Annotated in this window: 19 protein-coding genes; 13 read left to right on the forward strand and 6 right to left on the reverse strand. The window is 51.8% G+C overall.

Features of this window, described 5'->3' with window-relative positions; all coding sequences use genetic code 11:
* Nucleotides 1-112 precede the first annotated feature (112 nt).
* The 6 genes from FE845_RS11105 (at nucleotide 113) to FE845_RS11130 (ending at nucleotide 5,660) form a co-directional block, all read left to right on the forward strand.
* Nucleotides 113-466 (forward strand): hypothetical protein, encoded by a 354-nt coding sequence (locus FE845_RS11105; RefSeq protein ID WP_200364514.1) that lies wholly within the window; start codon nucleotides 113-115, stop codon nucleotides 464-466.
* A gap of 11 nt (nucleotides 467-477) precedes the next feature.
* Nucleotides 478-1,830, forward strand: a complete 1,353-nt coding sequence (locus FE845_RS11110; RefSeq protein ID WP_200364516.1) for an APC family permease — start codon at nucleotides 478-480, stop codon at nucleotides 1,828-1,830.
* Between the two features lie 30 nt (nucleotides 1,831-1,860).
* Entirely contained in the window at nucleotides 1,861-2,088 is a 228-nt protein-coding gene (locus FE845_RS11115; RefSeq protein WP_200204630.1) for a hypothetical protein, read from the forward strand.
* Nucleotides 2,081-4,393 carry a heavy metal translocating P-type ATPase gene (locus FE845_RS11120; RefSeq protein WP_200364518.1) on the forward strand — a complete coding sequence of 771 codons (2,313 nt, stop codon included), beginning with the start codon at nucleotides 2,081-2,083 and terminating at the stop codon, nucleotides 4,391-4,393. Before FE845_RS11115 ends, FE845_RS11120 begins: the two co-directional genes overlap by 8 nt.
* A 38-nt stretch (nucleotides 4,394-4,431) precedes the next feature.
* Nucleotides 4,432-4,854 carry a c-type cytochrome gene (locus tag FE845_RS11125; protein ID WP_200364520.1) on the forward strand — a complete coding sequence of 141 codons (423 nt, stop codon included), beginning with the start codon at nucleotides 4,432-4,434 and terminating at the stop codon, nucleotides 4,852-4,854.
* Nucleotides 4,855-4,916: 62 nt separating this feature from the next.
* Nucleotides 4,917-5,660, forward strand: a complete 744-nt coding sequence (locus FE845_RS11130) for a MauE/DoxX family redox-associated membrane protein (RefSeq protein ID WP_200364522.1) — start codon at nucleotides 4,917-4,919, stop codon at nucleotides 5,658-5,660.
* A gap of 241 nt (nucleotides 5,661-5,901) precedes the next feature.
* Here FE845_RS11130 and FE845_RS11135 read toward each other — a convergent pair whose 3' ends face one another.
* A complete protein-coding gene (locus tag FE845_RS11135; protein ID WP_200364524.1) occupies nucleotides 5,902-6,111 on the reverse strand; it encodes a hypothetical protein in 210 nt (69 codons plus the stop codon).
* Between the two features lie 155 nt (nucleotides 6,112-6,266).
* The gene (locus tag FE845_RS11140) at nucleotides 6,267-6,593 is read right to left on the reverse strand and encodes a hypothetical protein (protein ID WP_200364526.1); all 327 of its coding nucleotides are present in this window, start codon (nucleotides 6,591-6,593) and stop codon (nucleotides 6,267-6,269) included.
* Between the two features lie 226 nt (nucleotides 6,594-6,819).
* Here FE845_RS11140 and FE845_RS11145 point away from each other — a divergent pair, with 226 nt between their 5' ends.
* From FE845_RS11145 to FE845_RS11165, 5 genes are all read left to right on the forward strand, one after another.
* On the forward strand, nucleotides 6,820-8,139 hold the full coding sequence (locus FE845_RS11145; protein ID WP_200364528.1) for a TolC family protein: 1,320 nt from the start codon (nucleotides 6,820-6,822) through the stop codon (nucleotides 8,137-8,139).
* Between the two features lie 5 nt (nucleotides 8,140-8,144).
* Nucleotides 8,145-9,428 (forward strand): efflux RND transporter periplasmic adaptor subunit, encoded by a 1,284-nt coding sequence (locus tag FE845_RS11150; RefSeq protein WP_200364531.1) that lies wholly within the window; start codon nucleotides 8,145-8,147, stop codon nucleotides 9,426-9,428.
* Nucleotides 9,428-12,547 carry an efflux RND transporter permease subunit gene (locus tag FE845_RS11155; protein WP_200364533.1) on the forward strand — a complete coding sequence of 1,040 codons (3,120 nt, stop codon included), beginning with the start codon at nucleotides 9,428-9,430 and terminating at the stop codon, nucleotides 12,545-12,547. The genes FE845_RS11150 and FE845_RS11155 overlap by 1 nt, the downstream gene beginning before the upstream one ends.
* Nucleotides 12,548-12,567: 20 nt before the next feature.
* Complete coding sequence (locus tag FE845_RS11160; protein WP_200364535.1) at nucleotides 12,568-14,259, forward strand: protein adenylyltransferase SelO; 1,692 nt, start codon at nucleotides 12,568-12,570, stop codon at nucleotides 14,257-14,259.
* Nucleotides 14,260-14,413: 154 nt separating this feature from the next.
* On the forward strand, nucleotides 14,414-14,692 hold the full coding sequence (locus FE845_RS11165; protein ID WP_200364537.1) for a DUF6172 family protein: 279 nt from the start codon (nucleotides 14,414-14,416) through the stop codon (nucleotides 14,690-14,692).
* On the opposite strand, the gene FE845_RS11170 is transcribed toward FE845_RS11165, so the two are convergent.
* Nucleotides 14,689-15,135, reverse strand: coding sequence for a DUF1499 domain-containing protein (locus FE845_RS11170; RefSeq protein WP_200364539.1), 447 nt, complete (start codon nucleotides 15,133-15,135; stop codon nucleotides 14,689-14,691). The genes FE845_RS11165 and FE845_RS11170 overlap by 4 nt on opposite strands.
* Nucleotides 15,136-15,279: 144 nt before the next feature.
* Between FE845_RS11170 and FE845_RS11175 the strand changes: the two genes are divergently transcribed.
* Complete coding sequence (locus FE845_RS11175; protein ID WP_200364541.1) at nucleotides 15,280-16,959, forward strand: bifunctional diguanylate cyclase/phosphodiesterase; 1,680 nt, start codon at nucleotides 15,280-15,282, stop codon at nucleotides 16,957-16,959.
* Nucleotides 16,960-17,110: 151 nt separating this feature from the next.
* Here FE845_RS11175 and FE845_RS11180 read toward each other — a convergent pair whose 3' ends face one another.
* The 3 genes from FE845_RS11180 to FE845_RS11190 all read right to left on the reverse strand — a co-directional run bounded on the left by FE845_RS11180 (nucleotide 17,111) and on the right by FE845_RS11190 (nucleotide 19,317).
* A complete protein-coding gene (locus FE845_RS11180) occupies nucleotides 17,111-17,818 on the reverse strand; it encodes a type IV pili methyl-accepting chemotaxis transducer N-terminal domain-containing protein (protein WP_200364543.1) in 708 nt (235 codons plus the stop codon).
* Nucleotides 17,819-18,073: 255 nt separating this feature from the next.
* The gene (locus FE845_RS11185) at nucleotides 18,074-19,003 is read right to left on the reverse strand and encodes a pirin family protein (protein ID WP_200364546.1); all 930 of its coding nucleotides are present in this window, start codon (nucleotides 19,001-19,003) and stop codon (nucleotides 18,074-18,076) included.
* Nucleotides 19,000-19,317, reverse strand: a complete 318-nt coding sequence (locus FE845_RS11190) for an NADPH-dependent FMN reductase (protein WP_200364548.1) — start codon at nucleotides 19,315-19,317, stop codon at nucleotides 19,000-19,002. The genes FE845_RS11185 and FE845_RS11190 overlap by 4 nt, the downstream gene beginning before the upstream one ends.
* A 4-nt stretch (nucleotides 19,318-19,321) precedes the next feature.
* Between FE845_RS11190 and FE845_RS18985 the strand changes: the two genes are divergently transcribed.
* Nucleotides 19,322-19,588: a LysR substrate-binding domain-containing protein gene (locus tag FE845_RS18985; protein WP_227714297.1), complete on the forward strand. Its 267-nt coding sequence runs from the start codon at nucleotides 19,322-19,324 to the stop codon at nucleotides 19,586-19,588.
* Nucleotides 19,589-19,684 lie beyond the last annotated feature (96 nt).

A 19,684-nucleotide genomic window follows, 5' to 3' on the forward strand; every position in this document is an offset into this window, starting at 1 on the left:
GATGTAACGCAAATTACGGTATGCGTGGGTCTTTTGCGCTCCGATTTTCAGTTGTAATTCAGTTGGACATGTTCTGATGGAGACTGGGACACGGGTTGAGAGGTGCAACATCATGACTAAAGTCCACAAAGCAACAAATCAGGAGCAGTTTCTGCTTCGGCGCAAACTGACGGTTGAAGGCCTTTCTGAGGTTCAATGGAGCGACTTGATCCAGGAGCTGAACCATCATCCATGTGTGGATTTTGCGGAGGCTAAACCGGAAGGAAAGCTGATTGCTGTGTTTGATGGAACACATTGGTCCACTGACGAGTTGGTTGCTCTTGTTGAAGCTAACGGGGGGCGTTTAAAAAGCGGTTGGTGGCACCGACAAAAGCTCGCGTGGTATCGGTTCACCGATGACAACGTCCGTGCAAACGCAAAGCATGAGCCGTTTTGCTGTTCGAAAATCCCACCCATGAAAAAATAACAGGAGTTTCAATGAGCAGGGAGCAAGACAGAACCACTCGCTACAAGGAAGGTAGCCTGAGCCTATCAGGGACCGTCATGCTGGGCACCGGCGTCATGATTGGCGCCGGTATCTTTGCGCTGACCGGACAAATGGCCCAGATGGCCGGGGCTCTTTTTCCACTGGCCTTTCTCGCGGCAGCAATCGTTGTGTCGTTCAGCGCCTACTCCTATATCAAGATTTCCAATGCCTACCCATCGGCGGGTGGTATTGGCATGTATCTTCATAAGGCTTATGGGGACAAGCTGGCAACGGCATTTAACGCGCTATTGATGTATTTCTCCATGGTGATTGCCCAGAGCTTCCTGGCTCGAACATTCGGGTCATACACCATGCAATTGTTCGGCGGCGATGAAAGCGGGCGCATGGTTTCCATCCTGGGTGTGTCGCTGATTGTTGCGGCATTCCTGATCAACTTGCTTGGTAACCGCTGGATTCAGGGCACAGCGTCGTTGATCGGGATCCTCAAGATTGGCGGTATTCTGGTGTTTGGTTTGGTGGGTGTCTGGCTGGCGGACAGCCTTGCGGTCGATTTTTCCAGAAGTGGTGAGGCTGGCACTGCCGGCAACTTTCTGGGTGCAACGGCACTGGGCATCTTGGCCTTCAAGGGGTTCACCACCATTACCAACAGCGGCTCCGAGGTGAAAAACCCGCATCGCAATGTCGGTCGCGCGATTGTCATCTCCATTGCCGTCTGCGTTGTGCTCTACACACTGGTGGGATTCGCTGTTTCAAGCAATCTCTCCCTCTCTGAAATTATTGAAACTCAGGACTATTCTTTGGCAGCGGCAGCGCGCCCGGCACTGGGTGATTACGGCCTGTGGTTCACAGTTGTGCTCGCCATGATGGCAACGGCCGGAGGCATTCTCGCAAGTATTTTTGCAGTCTCTCGCATGCTGGCCATGCTGACCGAGATGAAGCTGGTGCCCCATAGCCACTTTGGAATGCCTGGCAGCATCCAGAAACACACTCTTGTATACACCGTGGTGCTCGGCCTGGTTCTGACCGCTTTCTTCGATCTATCAAGAATTGCAGCACTGGGCATTGTGTTTTATCTGATCATGGATATATCCATTCATTGGGGCGTGCTGCGCTACCTGCATCAGGATGTGAAGGCTGCGAGATGGGTACCAGCGGTGGCGATCATCCTGGATTTAATGATTCTGGGCGGCTTTGTGTGGGTCAAGCTGAACACCGACCCCTTTGTAATAGGCGTGGCGGTGGCCACAATGGTTGTAATAGCGGTTGCCGAGCAGATATTCCTGAAGTCGTCCGCTAGAAGAAAGTCGCTAAACAGTGATGAATCTCATGAACACCATCACTGACATTCAACACGCAAATCGGAGGGTAACCCCATGATGGAAGGGGATATGTTTGGGAATACAATGTGGGCAGGGCATTGGCTATGGATGCTGGTCATCGCCATTGTTGTGGTCATACCCGCGTGGCGGATCTGTCAGCGTACCGGTTACCCCGGTTGGATGGGAATATTGATCCTTATACCGATGGTAAACCTGGTTCTTCTATATTTCGTTGCGTTTGCGGATTGGCCGGCAGATAAAGCAGGAGCGCGTAATGAGTGAGCATCACGATGAACACGCTGTTAAAGACCCGGTTTGCGGAATGTCTGTAGACCCCCATGCCGCGGAGCATCGCAGCCGGCATGCTGGCAAAAACTGGTATTTCTGTTCTTCCCGATGTCAGACGAAGTTTGATGAAAGCCCGGATAAATACCTCGGGGAGAAACAGGAGCCTGCGGAGCCGGCAGCCCCCGGAACCATGTTTACCTGCCCGATGCACCCGGAGATTCGTCAGCAAGGGCCTGGAGATTGCCCGATTTGCGGCATGGGTCTGGAGCCGGAACAAGTGAGCCTCGACGACGGGCCTTCGGCAGAGCTTACGGATATGACTCGTCGATTCTGGATTGGACTGCTTCTCGCATTTCCGGTGTTTTTGCTTGAAATGGGCGGCCACCTCACAGGCCTCGATCACATCCTGTCGCCGCAAACTTCTAACTGGATTCAGTTGGTGCTGGCAACGCCTGTTGTTGTCTGGAGTGGTTGGCCGTTCTTTGTTCGGGGCTGGAAATCAGTTCTCAGCCGCAACCTGAACATGTTCACGTTGATTGCTATGGGTACTGGCGTTGCGCTGATCTATAGCCTTGTGGCGACCTTGGTTCCACAGATTTTCCCCGATGCTTTCCGTCAGGTGGACGGCTCGGTCGCCGTTTATTTCGAAGCGGCTGCGGTTATTGTGGTGCTTGTGTTGCTTGGGCAAGTGCTGGAACTCCGTGCTAGAGAGAAAACCTCGGGTGCGATAAAAGCGCTTCTGGATCTGGCCCCGGCCACGGCAAGAAAGCTGGATGACGACGGGGGCGAGTCCGACGTTTCTCTTGATCAGGTGAAGGTTGGTGACCGTTTGCGAGTGCGCCCCGGCGATAAAGTGCCCTTGGATGGAGAGATTCTTGAGGGGCGCTCGAATGTCGACGAATCCCTGGTGACGGGTGAACCCCTGGCTGTGAGCAAGCAGGCGGGTGACCAGGTGATTGGTGGCAGCATGAACCAGCAAGGCGGGTTCATCATGCGAGCTGACAAAGTCGGGCGCGACACCATGCTGTCGCAGATTGTGCAGATGGTAGCAAACGCACAGCGCAGCCGTGCGCCGATTCAGGCTCTGGTAGACAAAGTGTCCGGTTGGTTTGTTCCAGTAGTCATCGTGATCGCCGTTATTGCCTTTATTGTCTGGTCCGTCGTCGGGCCGACACCACCAATGGCCTATGGCCTTATTGCAGCGGTGAGCGTGCTGATTATTGCGTGCCCATGCGCTCTTGGCCTGGCTACGCCTATGTCAATCATGGTTGGCGTAGGGCGAGGCGCACAAAATGGCGTGTTGATCCGTGATGCCGAAGCGCTTGAGCGTATGGAGAAGGTCGATACGGTGGTGGTCGATAAAACCGGCACACTCACCGAAGGTAAGCCCAAGGTGACGAAACTGGTTCCGGCTAACGACTTCAGTGAAGAAGATCTGATGCGATATGCCGGTGGCCTGGAGAAGGGCAGTGAGCACCCGCTTGCGCATGCGATTCTTGATAAAGCCAAAGCCATGGAACTTGCCTTGCCGGATGCAGAGGAGTTCGACTCGCCCAATGGTAAAGGTGTAACCGGCAAGATTGATGGGAAAAGCGTTCTGATTGGTAACCGGTTGTTGATGGAGTCACAAGGTGTCGACACCTCTGCCTTTGAAGAAAAGGCGGATCAGCTTCGTGTGGATGGAGCGACGGTGATATTCACCGCAGTGGATGGTCAGGTTTGTGGGTTGATTGCCATTGCAGATCCCATAAAACCAACCACCGAAGCAGCTATAACCTCGTTGCAGAAGGACGGCATCCGCGTGGTTATGCTGACAGGTGATAACCAGACCTCTGCCGAAGCCGTTGCCCGCAAGCTCCATATCGATGAAGTCAAAGCAGAAGTGCTGCCAGAGGACAAAGCGAAGATCGTCCAGCAATTCAAGGATCAGGGCCGTATCGTGGTCATGGCCGGAGACGGTGTGAACGATGCTCCGGCGCTGGCTACGGCCGATGTGGGCGTAGCTATGGGTACCGGCACAGATGTTGCGATTGAAAGCGCGGGCGTAACCCTTTTGCGTGGAGATCTGATGGGTATTGTGGAAGCGCGTCATTTATCAATCGCGACCATGCGCAACATACGGCAAAACCTGTTTTTTGCCTTTATCTATAACGCGGCGGGTATACCGATTGCGGCCGGTGTGCTTTACCCGCTCGCAGGGATTCTCTTATCACCAATTTTTGCAGCTGCAGCGATGTCACTGTCTTCGGTGAGCGTCATTGCCAATGCGCTGCGATTGCGGGTGGTTAAGTTGAAATAAACAAGGTTTGAGGAGTTCTTGAACAGAGGTACAAAGATATGATCGGTAGGTTAAAACTGACCTTGGGCATTCTTACGATCGGAGTGATCAGCGGCTGCAGTGACGGGACGGTAGATGGCCGCTGGTACACCCAAACCCAGGTCGAGCGTGGCGCAACCGTGTTCGACAGCAACTGCGCAAGCTGTCACGGCTCAAACGCACAGGGGGCCTTTAATTGGAGAAAGCGACTTGAGGATGGCTCCTATCCGCCGCCGCCACTTAACGGAACGGGGCACGCCTGGCACCATCCATTCGACATGCTGATGGGTACGATCAATCAAGGTGGTGCTCCCATGGGTGGCCAAATGCCCGCCTTCGGAGATGAGCTCTCCAAGGACGATCAAAAAGCCGCCATCGCGTTCTTCCAAAATAAATGGGACAAACAGATCTATGATGCCTGGGCTAAACGGAGTGGGCTCTGATCATAATGTGCTGTACTACAATGAGGGTTGAAATGCATCCGCTGGAATAGAGGAGAATGGGTATGTCCTCAAACAGTCAAAAACACGCAACCATCTACCGCATGGTGATGAAAAACCATTTATGTCCTTTCGGTCTTAAATCGATAGACCTGCTTGAGCGTAAAGGTTTTGAGGTTGAGGATCATCATCTGGAAACCCGTCAACAAACCGATGCGTTCCAGAAGAAGCACAATGTTGATACTACACCTCAAACTTGGATTAACGGCCAGCTGATTGGTGGGTACGATGAACTACGGGAGTATTTCGGGAAAGAGGTAAAAGGCAGCGACGAAACCAGCTACACACCGGTCATTGCAATATTCGGGTTGTCCTTTCTTATGGCGCTCTCCATGAGCTGGGCGGCCTACGGTAGCATCCTGACGGTGCGCGCGGTTGAATGGTTTATCTCCGTTGCCATGTGTTTACTCGCCGTACAAAAACTGCAGGACATTGAAAGCTTCTCAACAATGTTTCTCAACTACGACCTGCTGGCCCAAAGGTGGGTGCGATACGGCTATCTGTATCCGTTTGGAGAAGCGTTGGCGGGGGTATTGATGATATCAGGCGCGCTCATCTGGCTTTCTGCACCGATCGCACTGTTCATCGGCACCATAGGCGCATTCTCGGTATTCAAAGCGGTCTATGTGGATAAGCGCGAGCTGAAATGTGCATGTGTGGGTGGAAATAGTAACGTGCCTTTGGGGTTCGTATCCTTGACCGAGAATTTGATGATGATCGCCATGGGTTTGTGGATGTGGGTCAGATAATGAATGCCCGTTTTGACGGCCTAGTTTTTCAGTATGAATTCAGATTAACATGGAACGTACGGCGATATGCTTTCAAGGGAGATGCAATGATTTTTTGAATCCTGCCCGTGTTGATGATCTATTCCGCAAGAAGGGCGCTCTCAAGATAAAACCATAAGCCGCGCCTCTCTGAGCGCGACTTATTTTTTTGTACGATATTAATTGCATTTAATAGCGCAGGTTTTAAATGTCTTTAAATCTATTACTTGTGGTGATTCTCTAATTCGGACGTGTTCATTTTCATGTGCATCTGCTTATGCTGATGACTTAACATTCTCGCATCGATTACGTTATCCGCAGTTTTGTTTGGGTAGCTTCGCTCTTCGTTTACCCGATCAGCTAAACCAGAATTGGCATTTGCCATAGTGGAGAACAAAGCTGTGATAGCAGCAGCGATAATGATATTTTTCATGTTGGACTCCTCGCTCTGAATTACCGATAATTGCACTGTAATTCAGCTTGGTTTCAGGTTTGTGTGTTGTACTTCTCGATATTCAAGGTGCCGCTAGCGCGAGATAGTAGTGCCAACGGCTCTTGAACTTTTGCGAGTTGATTTAGCCGCAAGGGTTACCTTGCGGTATTTTTTTGCTGTTGTTCCAACGCTCGATGGTAGGCTCTACCTTTTTCTCCCATCATATCAAGCCGAGCCTCCATACCGCCTTCGGACATTCCATCAAGTGTCATTCTTTTGTGAAGTCGTTGCATGTCCTCATTTTTAAGGACTCCTGATTGCGTCACTTCTTTTTCCATACTGTTATGCATTGATTTCATCTTACTATGCATTGAATTCATATCTCCTTTCATTGTTACGCCACCATTGCTTTCATGTATGTTGCCAGCGAAAATACCGGAAGATAAAGTAATTGCAGCTAAGAATATAATTTGCTTTTTCATAATTCACCTACTGGTTGGTTTATTGATGGAGTCATTTAAACACCCCTTCCTGAACTGAAACTGAAATAAATAATAAAATAAACGCAATTATTTTTTTGATATTCATCAGTAATTAAGAATAATTGACTCAGATCAAAATCACATAATTGGTTGTGAAATTTCAGTCTGAGTTCAGATAACACTTCTATGATTCTTCGCTGCGTACCAATTTAGTGGAGAATGCAACTTGAATAATCTGCTTCATGTTTATAAGACAGCTATAATAGGTGCCCTTTTTTTTACGAGTCTCGGTCTTTCTGCGGAACCGAGACTTGCCCTTGAAGAGGCTATTGATATTGCGGTTCGTGGGGACCCCTGGTCGGCCCAAAGCATCCAACTGCAGAAGGCGCTTCTTGATGAATCTGTTGCGGCAGCAGCGTTACCGGATCCGCGAATTACCCTGAGTGCCGCAAACCTTCCCACCGATACCTTCGATACCCGCCAAGAGGGCATGACACAAGCCACTATTGGTCTCAGTCAGCGATTTCCCCGTGGTGATAGTCGGTATCTCGCCCGCGACAAGAAGAAAGAGCTTGCAGAATCCCAGTCGTTCCAACGGGAGAATCGACAGGAATTAGTGATCAGGTCGGTAACTTACCTGTGGCTTGAGTTATGGAAAACGCAAGAAAGTGTTCGATTGATTGAAAGCAATCGAGGCCTGTTTGAGCAGTTGGCAGATGTTGCGGAGGCTGGGTACACCTCAACGATGAACGGTTCACGGCAGCAGGATATTATCCGAGCGTCTCTGGAGTTAACCCGTCTTGATGACCGCTTAACGGCGCTTCACTCGCGGATGGAAACAGCCCGGGAAGAGTTGGGAGAGTGGGTAGGTAGTGACACCTTCCGTTTGCGGGTAAGCGAGCGTATTCCACCGAATCTGTTAGCCAGGCTTCCGAGCACAGCGTTTGATTTCAGTGATAACACCCTGATCAGCCATTCTTCAATTCGCGCCACAGACCAGTTGATTGATGCCGGGGCTATTGATATTGAGCTGGCTCGTCAGGCTTACAAGCCGGAGTGGACAGTATCCGCAAAGTATGGGTTTCGGGATCGGGCACCGAACGGCCAGGACCGGGCGGATCTGTTTTCAGTCGGGATCGGTTTTGATCTGCCTATCTTCACGGGCAATCGCCAGGATCGTACCGTGAGCGCGGCAGTCGCCCGTGTGGAAGCGGCGAAGTCTGACCGAATGCTGCAGGTTCGGCGAATTAAAGCCGAAGCCCGAGCAGCGGCCGCCCGAATTAAACGGCTCGATGACCGCATCAGGCTTTATGAGCAGGCGCTGCTTCCGCAAACAGCGGAGCAGGCCAATGCTGCGCTCTCAGCTTACAACAACGATGATGGCGATTTTGCCGAAGCTGTGCGTGCGCGTATCGCTGAGCTTAATGCGCAGGTTGAGCTTATTCAGATGACGGCTGAACGAGCCAAAAACCTGACGAGCTTCCGCTATCTCACTGCCGGTGCGTCTGGTAGACCCTCATTCTCACTGAAAAACTCCCAGGAATAACAATCATGGCAAATGTTATACGCCCATTGGGCTTTTTGTTGTTAGGTGGCGTGGCCGGGGCGGCAGCGACCTATTGGCTTACCCCTGAATCTCCAGAGGTTGTTGTGGCTGAGGCGACCAGCAATGCCAGTAAAGAGCCCTTGCATTGGGTGGCACCCATGGATCCCAATTACAAGAGCGACAAACCGGGTAAATCGCCCATGGGGATGGACCTCATACCGATCTATGCAGATAGCGGATCGGGTAAAGATGCCCCTGGTACTGTTCGTATTTCTCCGAATGTCGTTAACAATCTGGGCGTGTTGACGGAGCCGGTCATTCAGGGACGGCTACCGAACAAAATAACAACAGTGGGGTACGTTCAATATAGTGAAGACGACATAGCCCATGTCCATCCACGGGTTGAGGGGTGGATCGAGAAACTCTATGTGAAGGCAGAGGGCGAACCGGTGGCGAAGGGCAAGCCGCTCTACACACTGTATTCGCCCACGCTGGTCAATGCCCAGGATGAACTGATTCTGGCGTTAAACCGGAGCAATGAGCGTTTGGTCAATGCTGCCAAGGAGCGCTTGGCTGCGCTCAATGTGCCAGTAAGTTTGATCCGCCAGATCACGAAAACCCGCGAATTGCAGCGTACCTTAACGGTGTATGCGCCCACCTCTGGTGTTATCGACAACCTTAATGTTCGCGAAGGTATGTTTATCAGGCCAGGGGATCGAGTCCTATCCATTGCTGCGCTGGGTGAGGTGTGGGTCATTGGTGAAGTATTTGAACGTCAGTTGTCCGCAGTGGCATCCGACAATCGCGTGGTGATGACCCTCGACTATTTACCCGGTCGTCAATGGACCGGAAAAGTGGATTATGTGTATCCCGAGGTTAACCCCAAGACCCGTACCGCCCGGGTAAGAATGCGTTTTGACAACGCCGATGGCACCTTGTTGCCCGGCATGTTTGCAGAGCTAAACATTCAGGGCGCCCGCACCAGCCGACAGCTTCTGGTACCTCGTGAATCGGTTATTCGAACCGGCCAGACCGACCGACTGGTGCTGGCTCTGGATGGCGGGGCGTTCAAATCCGTCACGGTGAAGGTCGGACGTGTTGGTGAGAAGTACGCTGAAATCCTTGAGGGTGTCATGCCAGGTGATGAGGTAGTGACATCCGCCCAATTCCTGATTGATTCCGAATCCAGCAAGACCTCGGATTTTCTGCGTATGTCGGCCATGCCCGCTGATTCGATGGATCACGCAGAAATGGATCATGGAAACATGAACCATGAGGGGGCCAACTGATGATTCAGTCGATTATCTATTGGTCCATTCGAAACCGCTTTCTGGTTCTGCTGGCGAGTTTGTTAATAACAGGGCTGGGTCTGTACTCACTCAGTAAAACCCCGGTCGATGCTCTTCCAGATCTGTCTGATGTGCAAGTTATCATTAAAACCAGCTTTCCCGGACAAGCTCCACAAGTGGTAGAAGACCAGGTTACCTATCCCTTAACGACCGCCATGCTGTCGGTTCCCGGTGCGGAAACCGTGCGTGGCTATTCGTTTTTCGGGGACTCCTACGTTTACGTGATTTTCGATGAAGATACCGATATGTATTGGGCTCGCTCCAGAGTTCTGGAGTATCTCTCGCAAGTGGCACCCAACCTGCCTGATTCGGCACGTCCTCAGTTGGGGCCGGACGCTACCGGTGTTGGCTGGGTGTATCTCTACGCGCTGGTTGATCGCACAGGGCAGAACGACCTGAGCCAGTTGCGTAGTCTTCAGGATTGGTTTCTCAAGTACGAACTGCAAACCGTGCCAGGTGTTTCAGAGGTTGCTGCGCTCGGCGGCATGGTGAAGCAATATCAGGTCAAGGTCAGCCCCGAGAAGCTCCGTGCGCTGGGGATTCCACTTTCTCTTATCCAGACAGCGATCAAGCAGGGCAATCAGGAGGTCGGGGCATCGGTTATTGAAATGGCGGAGGCGGAATACATGGTTCGCACCTCAGGTTATATTCAATCCCGCGAGGACCTGATGGCAATTCCGCTAGGCCTGGATGTGAACGGCACACCGGTTCTGCTCCAGGATGTGGCCAGTGTCGAAGTGGGGCCACAGATGAGGCGCGGTATTGCCGAGCTGAACGGGGAAGGGGAGGCCGTTGGTGGCATAGTGGTGATGCGCTTCGGCGAAAATGCTCAGGAAACCATCAATGGCGTTAAGGCTAAGCTGGGCGAACTGCAATCGAGCCTGCCTGATGGCGTTGAAGTGGTCACGGTTTACGATCGCTCGGGCCTGATTGAACGAGCCGTCAACAACCTCTGGTTCAAGCTGCTGGAAGAGTTTTTTGTGGTGGCTCTGGTCTGTATCGTGTTTTTGTTCCACGTGCGGTCTTCGCTGGTGGCGATCCTCAGCTTGCCTGTGGGTATTTTGACGGCGGTTATCATCATGTACTGGCAAGGCATCAACGCCAACATTATGTCCCTCGGCGGTATCGCCATTGCTATCGGCGCCATGATTGATGGGGCCATAGTCATGATAGAGAACATGCATAAGCATATGGAGCGAACGCCGCTCACGCCGGAGAATCGATGGGAGATTGTCGCCAAGTCTGCCTCTGAAGTCGGCCCGGCGCTGTTTTTCTCGCTGCTGATCATTACCGTCAGTTTTGTGCCTGTGTTTGCGCTTGAGGCGCAGGAAGGGCGAATGTTTGCGCCCCTGGCGTTCACCAAAACCTACGCTATGGCAGCCAGTGCCGCGCTTGCGGTGACGCTGGTTCCGGTTCTGATGGGGTATTTTATCCGGGGTAAGGTGTTACCCGAGCATAAGAACCCCGTAAACCGCCTGCTGGTCGGGGGCTATATGCCGGTGTTGAAACTGGTGCTCAGGTTTCCCATGTTGACCGTGCTCGGTGCAGTGCTGGTGTTGGCTGTAGGCCTATGGCCAGCAACAAAAATCGGTAGTGAGTTCATCCCCCCGCTGGACGAAGGGGATTTGATGTACATGCCCACAACGTATCCGGGAATTTCGATCGGCAAAGCCCGTCAGTTGCTTCAGCAAACGGACAAACTGATTGCGACGGTGCCGGAAGTGAAAACCGTGTTTGGCAAAGTAGGGCGCGCCGATACAGCAACAGACCCTGCACCTTTGACCATGATTGAGACTTTTATCCAACTCAAGCCCCGGGATCAGTGGCGCGAGGGCATGACCACAGACAAACTCAAACAGGAACTCAACACACTGATTCGCTTTCCTGGTGTGACCAACGCCTGGGTTATGCCGATCATCACCCGCATCGACATGTTGGCGACGGGTATCAAAACCCCCGTAGGCATCAAAATCGCCGGGCCAGATTTGGCTACTATTCAAAATGTCGGAAAACGTCTGGAAGAAATTCTGGCTGACGTGCCCGGCACCGCTTCGGTTTACTCAGAGCGAGTAGCAGGTGGGCGATACATCAAGGTGGATATCAATCGTGAACGCGCTGCGCGCTATGGCTTGAACATCGCAGATGTACAACAAGTGGTTGCCTCTGCGATTGGCGGGATCAATGTCTCCAGAACCATCGAGGGCCTTGAGCGTTACCCCATTAACCTTCGCTATCCGGAGGACTACCGGGACTCACCCGAAAAACTGGAACAGCTCCCCATCGTCACGGCCTCGGGCCAGAGGATCGCGCTGGCTGATGTCGCGGATATCCGGATAGAAGATGGGCCACCGGCGATCAAAAGCGAAAATGCCCGTCTGAACGGCTGGTCTTTTGTGGATATCGAAGGTGTGGATGTGGGCACCTACGTGGAGCAGGCAATGACGACCGTGCAAGCAGAGCTGGATCTGCCAGCGGGTTACTCCATCGCCTGGTCGGGCCAGTATGAGTACATGCTTCGCGCGAAAGAAAAGCTGTCTTACGTGGTGCCGTTAACTCTGGCCATTATCATCATCCTGCTGTTCCTGAATTTCAGAAACTTTACAGAAGTGGGCATCATAATGGGCACGCTTCCGTTCGCAATGGTTGGAGCTGTGTGGCTGATGTATTTACTAGGCTACAACTTCTCGGTAGCGGTGGGGGTTGGTTTTATTGCGCTGGCCGGTGTCGCCGTAGAGATAGGTGTCATCATGCTGGTGTACCTCAACCAGTCCTACCGGGCAATGCTTGAAACCTGCGAGAAGAAAGGCCTGACGCCGAGGCGGGAAACACTGCGCCATGCGGTACTTCACGGCGCCGGTATGCGGGTGCGACCGGTGATGATGACTGCCGCCGCGATCATCGGTGGGCTGGTTCCCATTATGATTGGCACCGGAACAGGCTCTGAGGTTATGGGCCGTATTGCAGCGCCGATGGTAGGTGGTATGGTGACGGCGGTGATTTTGGCTTTATTGGTAATCCCGGTGTTGTTTTATCTGTGGAGGCGCAGGGCGCTATCCTAACCGACTCTTGAGGAACCCCTATGATCGAAACCCTCGACGATCTTGCAGTGTTGACCAACTATTCGCTGATGGACTCGCTCAACTGCGATCCGGATGCGACGCCAGATGGGCAGGATCACGCACCACGGCAAGTATTCAGTGGCCATTATGTACCGGTTGTTCCTACGCCCATGGAAAACCCCGAGTACGTGGCCCACAGCTACAACCTGTTTCGCGATCTGGGTCTTGCTGACGATTTCGTGCAGTCTGACGACTTCGTGCGCATCTTCTCCGGAGACCTTTCGTTTGCACCCGCGCCTATGCGCAAGGTGGGTTGGGCCTGTGGCTACGCATTGTCCATTATGGGCACCGAATATGTTCAACAATGCCCGTTTCAGACCGGCAACGGATATGGCGACGGCCGTGCGATTTCGGTGCTGGAAGCGGTAATCAACGGTCACCGCTGGGAAATGCAGCTAAAAGGCGGTGGCCGCACACCCTATTGTCGCGGTGGCGATGGCCGAGCGGTTTTACGTTCCAGCGTACGGGAGTTTCTGGCACAGGAGCACATGCATGCGCTGGGTGTGCCCACGTCACGATCACTAAGCCTGTATGTGTCAAAAACCGAGAAAGTCAGGCGCCCCTGGTATTCCGAAGGTTCACGGTCGAGGGATCCGGATATTCTGGTATCCGAGCCTGTGGCCATCACAACTCGAGTGACTTCTTCGTTTATTCGTGTCGGGCAGCTTGAGTTGTTTGGTCGTCGCGCTCGCAAAAATGAGCACCCGCAAGCGCTGGAAGAACTCGAAAAGATTGTGTTGCACCTGATTAACCGCGACTACAGTAACGTGATTGACCCCACCTTGGCCATGCAGGACAAGGTAGTGGCGCTTGCGCAGGAATTTCGCAGCCGGCTCACATCGCTGGTGGCCAACTGGATCCGCGTTGGCTACTGCCAAGGCAACTTCAACAGCGATAACTGCGCCGCAGGCGGCTATACTCTGGACTACGGCCCCTTCGGCTTCTGCGACGTATTCAATCCGCGCTTCCAGCCTTGGACGGGTGGGGGAGATCACTACGCATTTCTAAACCAACCGGTGGCTGCAGAGGCAAACTTCCACATGTTTTGCGTGGCATTGCGACCGTTATTGGCTGAACACCCGCACTGCTTACAAAAACTCAACGAGATTAGCGAAGGCTTTGCAGCAGCAATGCAGGCCGAGATGGAAAAAATTTGGGCAGCGAAACTTGGGCTGGATAAATTTGACCCACCATTGTTTCGTGCTCTGGCAGAGCTGATGATGCAAACGCCGGTGGATTACACTCTTTTTTTCCGTGAGCTTTCAGCGCTTCCGGATGATATAGGCCCGCTGAAAAAGAGCTTCTATAATAACCCAGACGGCCTGAACGAACGCTGGTCCGCCTGGCTAAATCAGTGGCGAGCGCTGGTGGGCATCACCAATTCAGAAAACATGAAGTCGGCACGCTCTGGTGAAGCTCTGTCGCGCCAAATGAAGCAGGTGAACCCGAAATACAGCCTTCGCGAATGGCATTTGGTACCGGCATATCAACAGGCGGCAGCGGGAGATTATGAGGCGCTGCGAGAACTGCAGAATGTTATGACGCTGCCATACGCGGAGCAGTCACAGCACATAGAAGATAAATACTACCGGTTAAAGCCGCCAGAGCTCTTCGGTGTTGGTGGTGCATCCCATTACAGTTGCTCGTCATAATTCAGAACCGTTATTCGGGAATTGCGCGAACACTCATCTTGCCGAGTAGGGCGCGATCTTTACGAGTGATGGAAGTATTTTCCGGTAGCAACTACACTGCGCGCCATAGATTTCTCTCCAGCGCACAATGTCTGCCCACCCCAGTAGGATTCCAATGAAGAAGACGTTTAAATTAGACCACCCAAAAATCAAAGTGCCGCGCCTTGTCGATTCGATGAAGCACGACATCAAGAAATTCCTGAAGAATGAGCGTAAGAAGCCCTTGCCAGCTGGCGCGAAATACTGGGGCTTCGACTGCAAGTTTGGGCAATCGGAAGAGACTGCAGTTGAGATAGAGCTTTCATCCCTGATGCAGCACATTGACGACCTTGTTGAGAACAAGATCATGACGGTTTATGTTGAGATTACACCAAAAGCCATGTCTGCTGGCTAGTTGACCGCAATGCCGCGCTCTATAAGGCGGCTTCTCAACAACTCAACCCTTTCTCTGTTCACACCCATATCGTAAAACCCTAGAAGTGATTGCGACCTGACATCAAGTTGCTGCCTGATAGTATCGACCAGCAGCTCGAAATAATCCGGAAAGCCAACTCCATCGCTGTAGCAGGTGATATCCGCATAGCCGTAGCGGGCACTGTTCAATGAAGCTCCGGACAGCTTCAGAGCTTCGGCCTTGATAAGCTCCCATGAGGAGGAATCCAGTGGCTCTGCTAAGCGAATAGGCTCTACCGAATAGAGACTCTTTGTGGATGTGCTCGATACACAGTTTAAAAACGGTGTACAACCGTCGAGACTGAATTCGAGCCCTGATGGTGGCACATTGCTGGTGGATGCGCATCCTGAAAGCAAGAGTAGTGGTAGGGCGAAATAACGCATAGTTGTGGGTGGTTCCTTAGTTGAAGGCTAAACATGGTGAACATTGCCATGTCGTTAGGTGGCCATTATTATTCCGGTCAAGAATAGGGTAAATTTCATACTAAGAACGAAAATAGAACCATTAACCTCGGCTGCACATTGCCAATGCCCTCTACAGAAAGTGTATACGAGCGTCTTGCACAGAACATGAGTGATCTGGTTGCGCTCCACTCGCCGGATGGGCGCTATCTATGGGTCAGCCCATCGGTAGAGAGAATTCTCGGCTTTACGCCGAATGAACTTGTTGGCACCGATCCCTATGCGCTCTTTCACCCAAACGACAAACAGCTAATCCGAAACAAAACCCATCAGCCAGCGGTAGACGGGGATGGAAATATCCGTATCCGTTACCGCATACGCCGCTCGATGGACGACTATATCTGGTTCGAAACGCTTACCCAGCCAATCACAAATGAGATTGGAAAAGTCGTTGAACTTCAGACGATTTCCAGAGATGTGACTGAACAGGTTAACCTCGAAAACGAGTTGGCCGAAAGTGAAACCCTTTACCGAGTTGCCATGGACAGCCTGCAAGAGGGTGTTGTTGTCCACGATGGCAGTGGCCGTATAATCGCACACAACCCCAGAGCCTGCGACATTCTTGGTTTGACAGGTGATGAGTTAACCGGGAGCGTGCCTAAAGACCCCCACTGGCGCACTGTTTACTCTGATGGCACTCCTTTCCCGGCACAGGCTCATCCGGTAATGGTTACACTGCATTCAGGAGAGCCTTGCAGCAACGTATTAATGGGCGTACACAACCCCCGATGGAACGCATATCGATGGATCTCTATCAACTCCCGATTAATTGAAATTGGAGGTTGTGCTGAGTCTGGGCAGGCTAGGGTGGTAGCCTCATTCAGTGATGTAACTGAGCAAGTAGAACGGGAAAGCCAGTTGAAGCGCTGGTCGACTGTTTATCGTTTTAGTGGCGAAGCCATTGTTATCGCTGACGAAAATGGTGTGATTAGAGACGCCAACGAATCATTTTTACGAATCACTCAGAACACGCGAGCAACCTGGATTGGTCGCAGCCTTGATGACATCTCGCTGGATGGTCGTTCGGCGGGGTTATTTTCATCAACGATCTGGCCAGCTTTGGCCGAAAATGGGAATTGGCGAGGCGAACTTTGGCTGCGCGACGCCGGGGGTGGCATTCAGGCAACTTGGGCCGCGATAACCAAAGTCCAACAAACAACAACTGCGGAAGCTCACTACACGTTGATTTTAAGTGACTTCTCCGAGCGCGGCATAAAGGACGAGACGCTGCGCTTCCGCGCTGGCAACGATCCACTCACCAGTTTGCCAAACCGACTTCTTTTGAGTGATCGATTTGAAGTTGCGTTGAACACATCCATTCGTCAAGGAACTACTTTTGCTTGCCTTTATCTTGATTTGGACAAGTTTAAGCCGATTAACGACCTTTATGGGCACGCTGTTGGCGATACAGTTCTTCAGTCTGTCGCCCTTAAAATATCGAAGCTGGTGCGTTCCGTAGATACTATGGCACGAATCGGTGGCGACGAATTCTTTGGCATTATTGTTGGTTTGGAACACGAAAGCGAATATTGCGCAGTAGCTGAGCGGATAGCCAGAGCTATAAACGAACCCTTAGAGGTTTGCGGCCATAATGTTAGCCTTGGGGTCAGTATTGGTATAGCAATGTATCCCGACCATGGGCAAACCCAAAAAGCTTTAATGGAAGCGAGTGATGTGGCTATGTTCGCGGCCAAGCGGCAAGGGCTTTCTTATGCGTTGGCGGAGAAGCTGGACAGGCAGGGTTGAGCATATGGAACCTAACGTAAAGCTTTTCAAACCACACACCGTACTGCGCATAATGTATATTATGTTAAATCACAAAGTTGCTACACTCAGAGCAAACTCAATGTTGAGCCTGCTCACCTCGTTAATGAAAATGAAAGGCTATACAAAGCGCTTAGGACGCCTCGAGGGATACGTATAGGTCGGTGATTTTGTCCATTTTCTTAAGCATAGATTCAGTTGTCACCTGAATTACGAACGGTACATAGTGTCCACTCTGGCCAAGATCAAACCCCGATCGTGAGAACTCCCATTGGGCGGTTACTTCTTTTAAAGCTTGGCTTATCTCGCTGGTGTTAAATGGCGAGGTACTCAAACGCTGCAGCGCATGATCGAATTCACTGAGCGCTTGTTGAAATGCCTTGTCTAGCGCTTCATCAGTAATTTTCCAGCTCTTTGCAACATATAGCATGCCGATCCGCTGTGACAGCATACGCTGGCGCCCCGAGATATTGATAAGCTCACCCTTGCCCTTGCTCGAATGTGCTTCAAGTAGCTGGACATTTTTTTCACACAACTCCAATAAACGCGAACCACCTGTGATCAAAGAAAGTGCTTGGCTATGCTCTGGACCTCCAATCGCCAACTGACGAAATTTATTCCATTCACGGCGTATGCTCTGCAAAGAGTCCGTAACTGCAGGCGCAGGCGAAAACTCTTCTAGCTCGCCGAGATGCTCCTCAAAAAGAGCCAAACTGGAATCTAGCTGTTTTTGGGCTTTATCAGCGGCGACGTCCTGACCAAAAAGCAAATAAGATTTGGTGATCCGTTGAGTCAACATTCGCTGCATACCAGCCTTGTTGATCGCCGTATCAATAGTCATAACTTCTGCGTGAGCGCTCGTCGAAAGAAGAGATGAGAGTATGACCAAACCCATTGCAATCATTGCCAATAGCGGAGTCACTGCGCTTAAGAGGTGCTGAGAAAACCGATCACTTCTGTACACCCTAAAACTGCATCGCATCAGAGACTCCTCCGCCAATGGCGTAACCTAAAAGCCCAAAGAGGCTCTTAAGTACCAGATTATGAGGAACTAAAATTACTCCCCATAACAGAAAACATCGTTGACCATAGTCAGTTACCCTTCCGGCATCGGGATAAATTCATCTTCGTCCCCGGTCACTTTGGGGAAAGTCTGTGCTTTCCATTCGGATTTGGCTTGCTCAATGCGCTCACGGCGACTGGATACGAAGTTCCATTCCATATAGCGTTTGCCAAGATGTTCCCCGCCTACGATCGCAATGCGAGAGTCCCGCGTTGCTGTCAGCTCAATGTCTGGCTTATCTGATAGGACGGCCATCGCATATTCTGGAATTTTAGTGTCGCCCGCGCTTAATTCGCCCTCGGCCACGTAGACGGCTCGCTCATCCGCAACCGGCACACGGATTGATTGTCCTACCCGTAAGTGTGCCTCCACATAAAGTGTGTCGGCGAATACCTTCACCGGTGAGTTGGCTCCATAAGCGCTGCCCATAATCACTCGGGTCGGCACGCCGTTTACTTCAACTCGTGGAATGTCGTCGTCTGGGTAGTGATAAAAGGCCGGATCAATCTCTTCGTCGGCTTCCGGCAGTGCTAGCCAAAGTTGTAGCCCGTGGAGCCGATGTGCTGCTTTGGTAACTTCCGGGCGCTCACGCTCGGAGTGTGTAATGCCCTTACCTGCAACCATAAGGTTGACGTCACCCGGGCGAATCGGTTGAAGGCTGCCTAGTGAATCTCTGTGTAAGATCTCGCCCTCGAACAGATAGGTAACCGTCGCCAGATTAATATGGGGATGCGGCCGAACATTGATGCCATCACCGGCTGCAAACTCAGCCGGGCCCATATGGTCGAAGAAAATCCACGGCCCGACCATGCGGCGCTGTGTAGTCGGTAAAACGCGCCTAACCGAAAAGCCACCAAGATCTCGATCTCTGGGCTCAATCAACAGCTCGACTGACTTACAGCCAGCCGGCTTCACACAGTCTTGCTTAAAGGCTTCTTCCGGATTACGTGCCTGCGTGCTCATTGTTGCTCTCCCGCTTGTAGCCTTCGAGTCCAGTCACCCAATGCCGACACCAATTTGCCGATGAACTCCCGTGTGGTGTCATCCGTGAGCCTGCCTTCAGCATCGAAGCGCTCATGTGCAGTAGAAATCATGACTTCAGGCTTGTTGATGCAGTGCATGTCCAGAAAAACCATGGCGCGTCGAAGGTCATATTGAGCGCGCACACCGCCAAGCAAACTCATGCTGGCGCTCATAATCGCAGCAGGCTTGCCCGCAAACGGTTGGGGCTGCTCCCGGGAGACCCAATCAATGGCATTTTTCAAAACACCAGACATAGCGATGCTTCCTAGCTTTATCGTAGGAGACGCATTGAAAACCGGGCATTTGCGGCCAATCCTCGTAGACCACCCACCTACAGATATCGCTCTCAGCGTACTCTACCCTCGCCACAGGCACCTCTCAACCAAGGTTCGGCTCTTGGTTGATTTGTTATCCAAGCGATTTGGGGGCAGCCTTACTGGGAAGGGATATCTATGTCATAGATTACTGCCCCTCAATGCTATTAAAGGTTTCGAACACAAAGCATTCCGTATGTTTCGTTTCTAAATGCAACTAATAGGACTATATTACTTTTAGCAGAACGATCAATTCGCTCAGTTTCTCGGTGCGTTTTCAACGCTAGCGCCTTGTCTGGGTTCATCA

It is taken from the genome of Marinobacter sp. 1-4A, assembly GCF_016597725.1.
Taxonomy (GTDB): Bacteria; Pseudomonadota; Gammaproteobacteria; order Pseudomonadales; family Oleiphilaceae; genus Marinobacter.

What these genes read in the sequence shown, in the direction of transcription:
- FE845_RS11105 (WP_200364514.1), top strand. Translation starts at nt 113, where the DNA reads ATGACTAAAGTCCACAAAGCAACAAATCAGGAGCAGTTTCTGCTTCGG.
- FE845_RS11110 (WP_200364516.1), top strand. Translation starts at nt 478, where the DNA reads ATGAGCAGGGAGCAAGACAGAACCACTCGCTACAAGGAAGGTAGCCTG.
- FE845_RS11115 (WP_200204630.1), top strand. Translation starts at nt 1,861, where the DNA reads ATGATGGAAGGGGATATGTTTGGGAATACAATGTGGGCAGGGCATTGG.
- FE845_RS11120 (WP_200364518.1), top strand. Translation starts at nt 2,081, where the DNA reads ATGAGTGAGCATCACGATGAACACGCTGTTAAAGACCCGGTTTGCGGA.
- FE845_RS11125 (WP_200364520.1), top strand. Translation starts at nt 4,432, where the DNA reads ATGATCGGTAGGTTAAAACTGACCTTGGGCATTCTTACGATCGGAGTG.
- FE845_RS11130 (WP_200364522.1), top strand. Translation starts at nt 4,917, where the DNA reads ATGTCCTCAAACAGTCAAAAACACGCAACCATCTACCGCATGGTGATG.
- FE845_RS11135 (WP_200364524.1), bottom strand. Translation starts at nt 6,111, where the DNA reads ATGAAAAATATCATTATCGCTGCTGCTATCACAGCTTTGTTCTCCACT.
- FE845_RS11140 (WP_200364526.1), bottom strand. Translation starts at nt 6,593, where the DNA reads ATGAAAAAGCAAATTATATTCTTAGCTGCAATTACTTTATCTTCCGGT.
- FE845_RS11150 (WP_200364531.1), top strand. Translation starts at nt 8,145, where the DNA reads ATGGCAAATGTTATACGCCCATTGGGCTTTTTGTTGTTAGGTGGCGTG.
- FE845_RS11155 (WP_200364533.1), top strand. Translation starts at nt 9,428, where the DNA reads ATGATTCAGTCGATTATCTATTGGTCCATTCGAAACCGCTTTCTGGTT.
- FE845_RS11160 (WP_200364535.1), top strand. Translation starts at nt 12,568, where the DNA reads ATGATCGAAACCCTCGACGATCTTGCAGTGTTGACCAACTATTCGCTG.
- FE845_RS11165 (WP_200364537.1), top strand. Translation starts at nt 14,414, where the DNA reads ATGAAGAAGACGTTTAAATTAGACCACCCAAAAATCAAAGTGCCGCGC.
- FE845_RS11170 (WP_200364539.1), bottom strand. Translation starts at nt 15,135, where the DNA reads ATGCGTTATTTCGCCCTACCACTACTCTTGCTTTCAGGATGCGCATCC.
- FE845_RS11175 (WP_200364541.1), top strand. Translation starts at nt 15,280, where the DNA reads ATGCCCTCTACAGAAAGTGTATACGAGCGTCTTGCACAGAACATGAGT.
- FE845_RS11180 (WP_200364543.1), bottom strand. Translation starts at nt 17,818, where the DNA reads ATGACTATTGATACGGCGATCAACAAGGCTGGTATGCAGCGAATGTTG.
- FE845_RS11185 (WP_200364546.1), bottom strand. Translation starts at nt 19,003, where the DNA reads ATGAGCACGCAGGCACGTAATCCGGAAGAAGCCTTTAAGCAAGACTGT.
- FE845_RS11190 (WP_200364548.1), bottom strand. Translation starts at nt 19,317, where the DNA reads ATGTCTGGTGTTTTGAAAAATGCCATTGATTGGGTCTCCCGGGAGCAG.
- FE845_RS18985 (WP_227714297.1), top strand. Translation starts at nt 19,322, where the DNA reads ATGCTTCCTAGCTTTATCGTAGGAGACGCATTGAAAACCGGGCATTTG.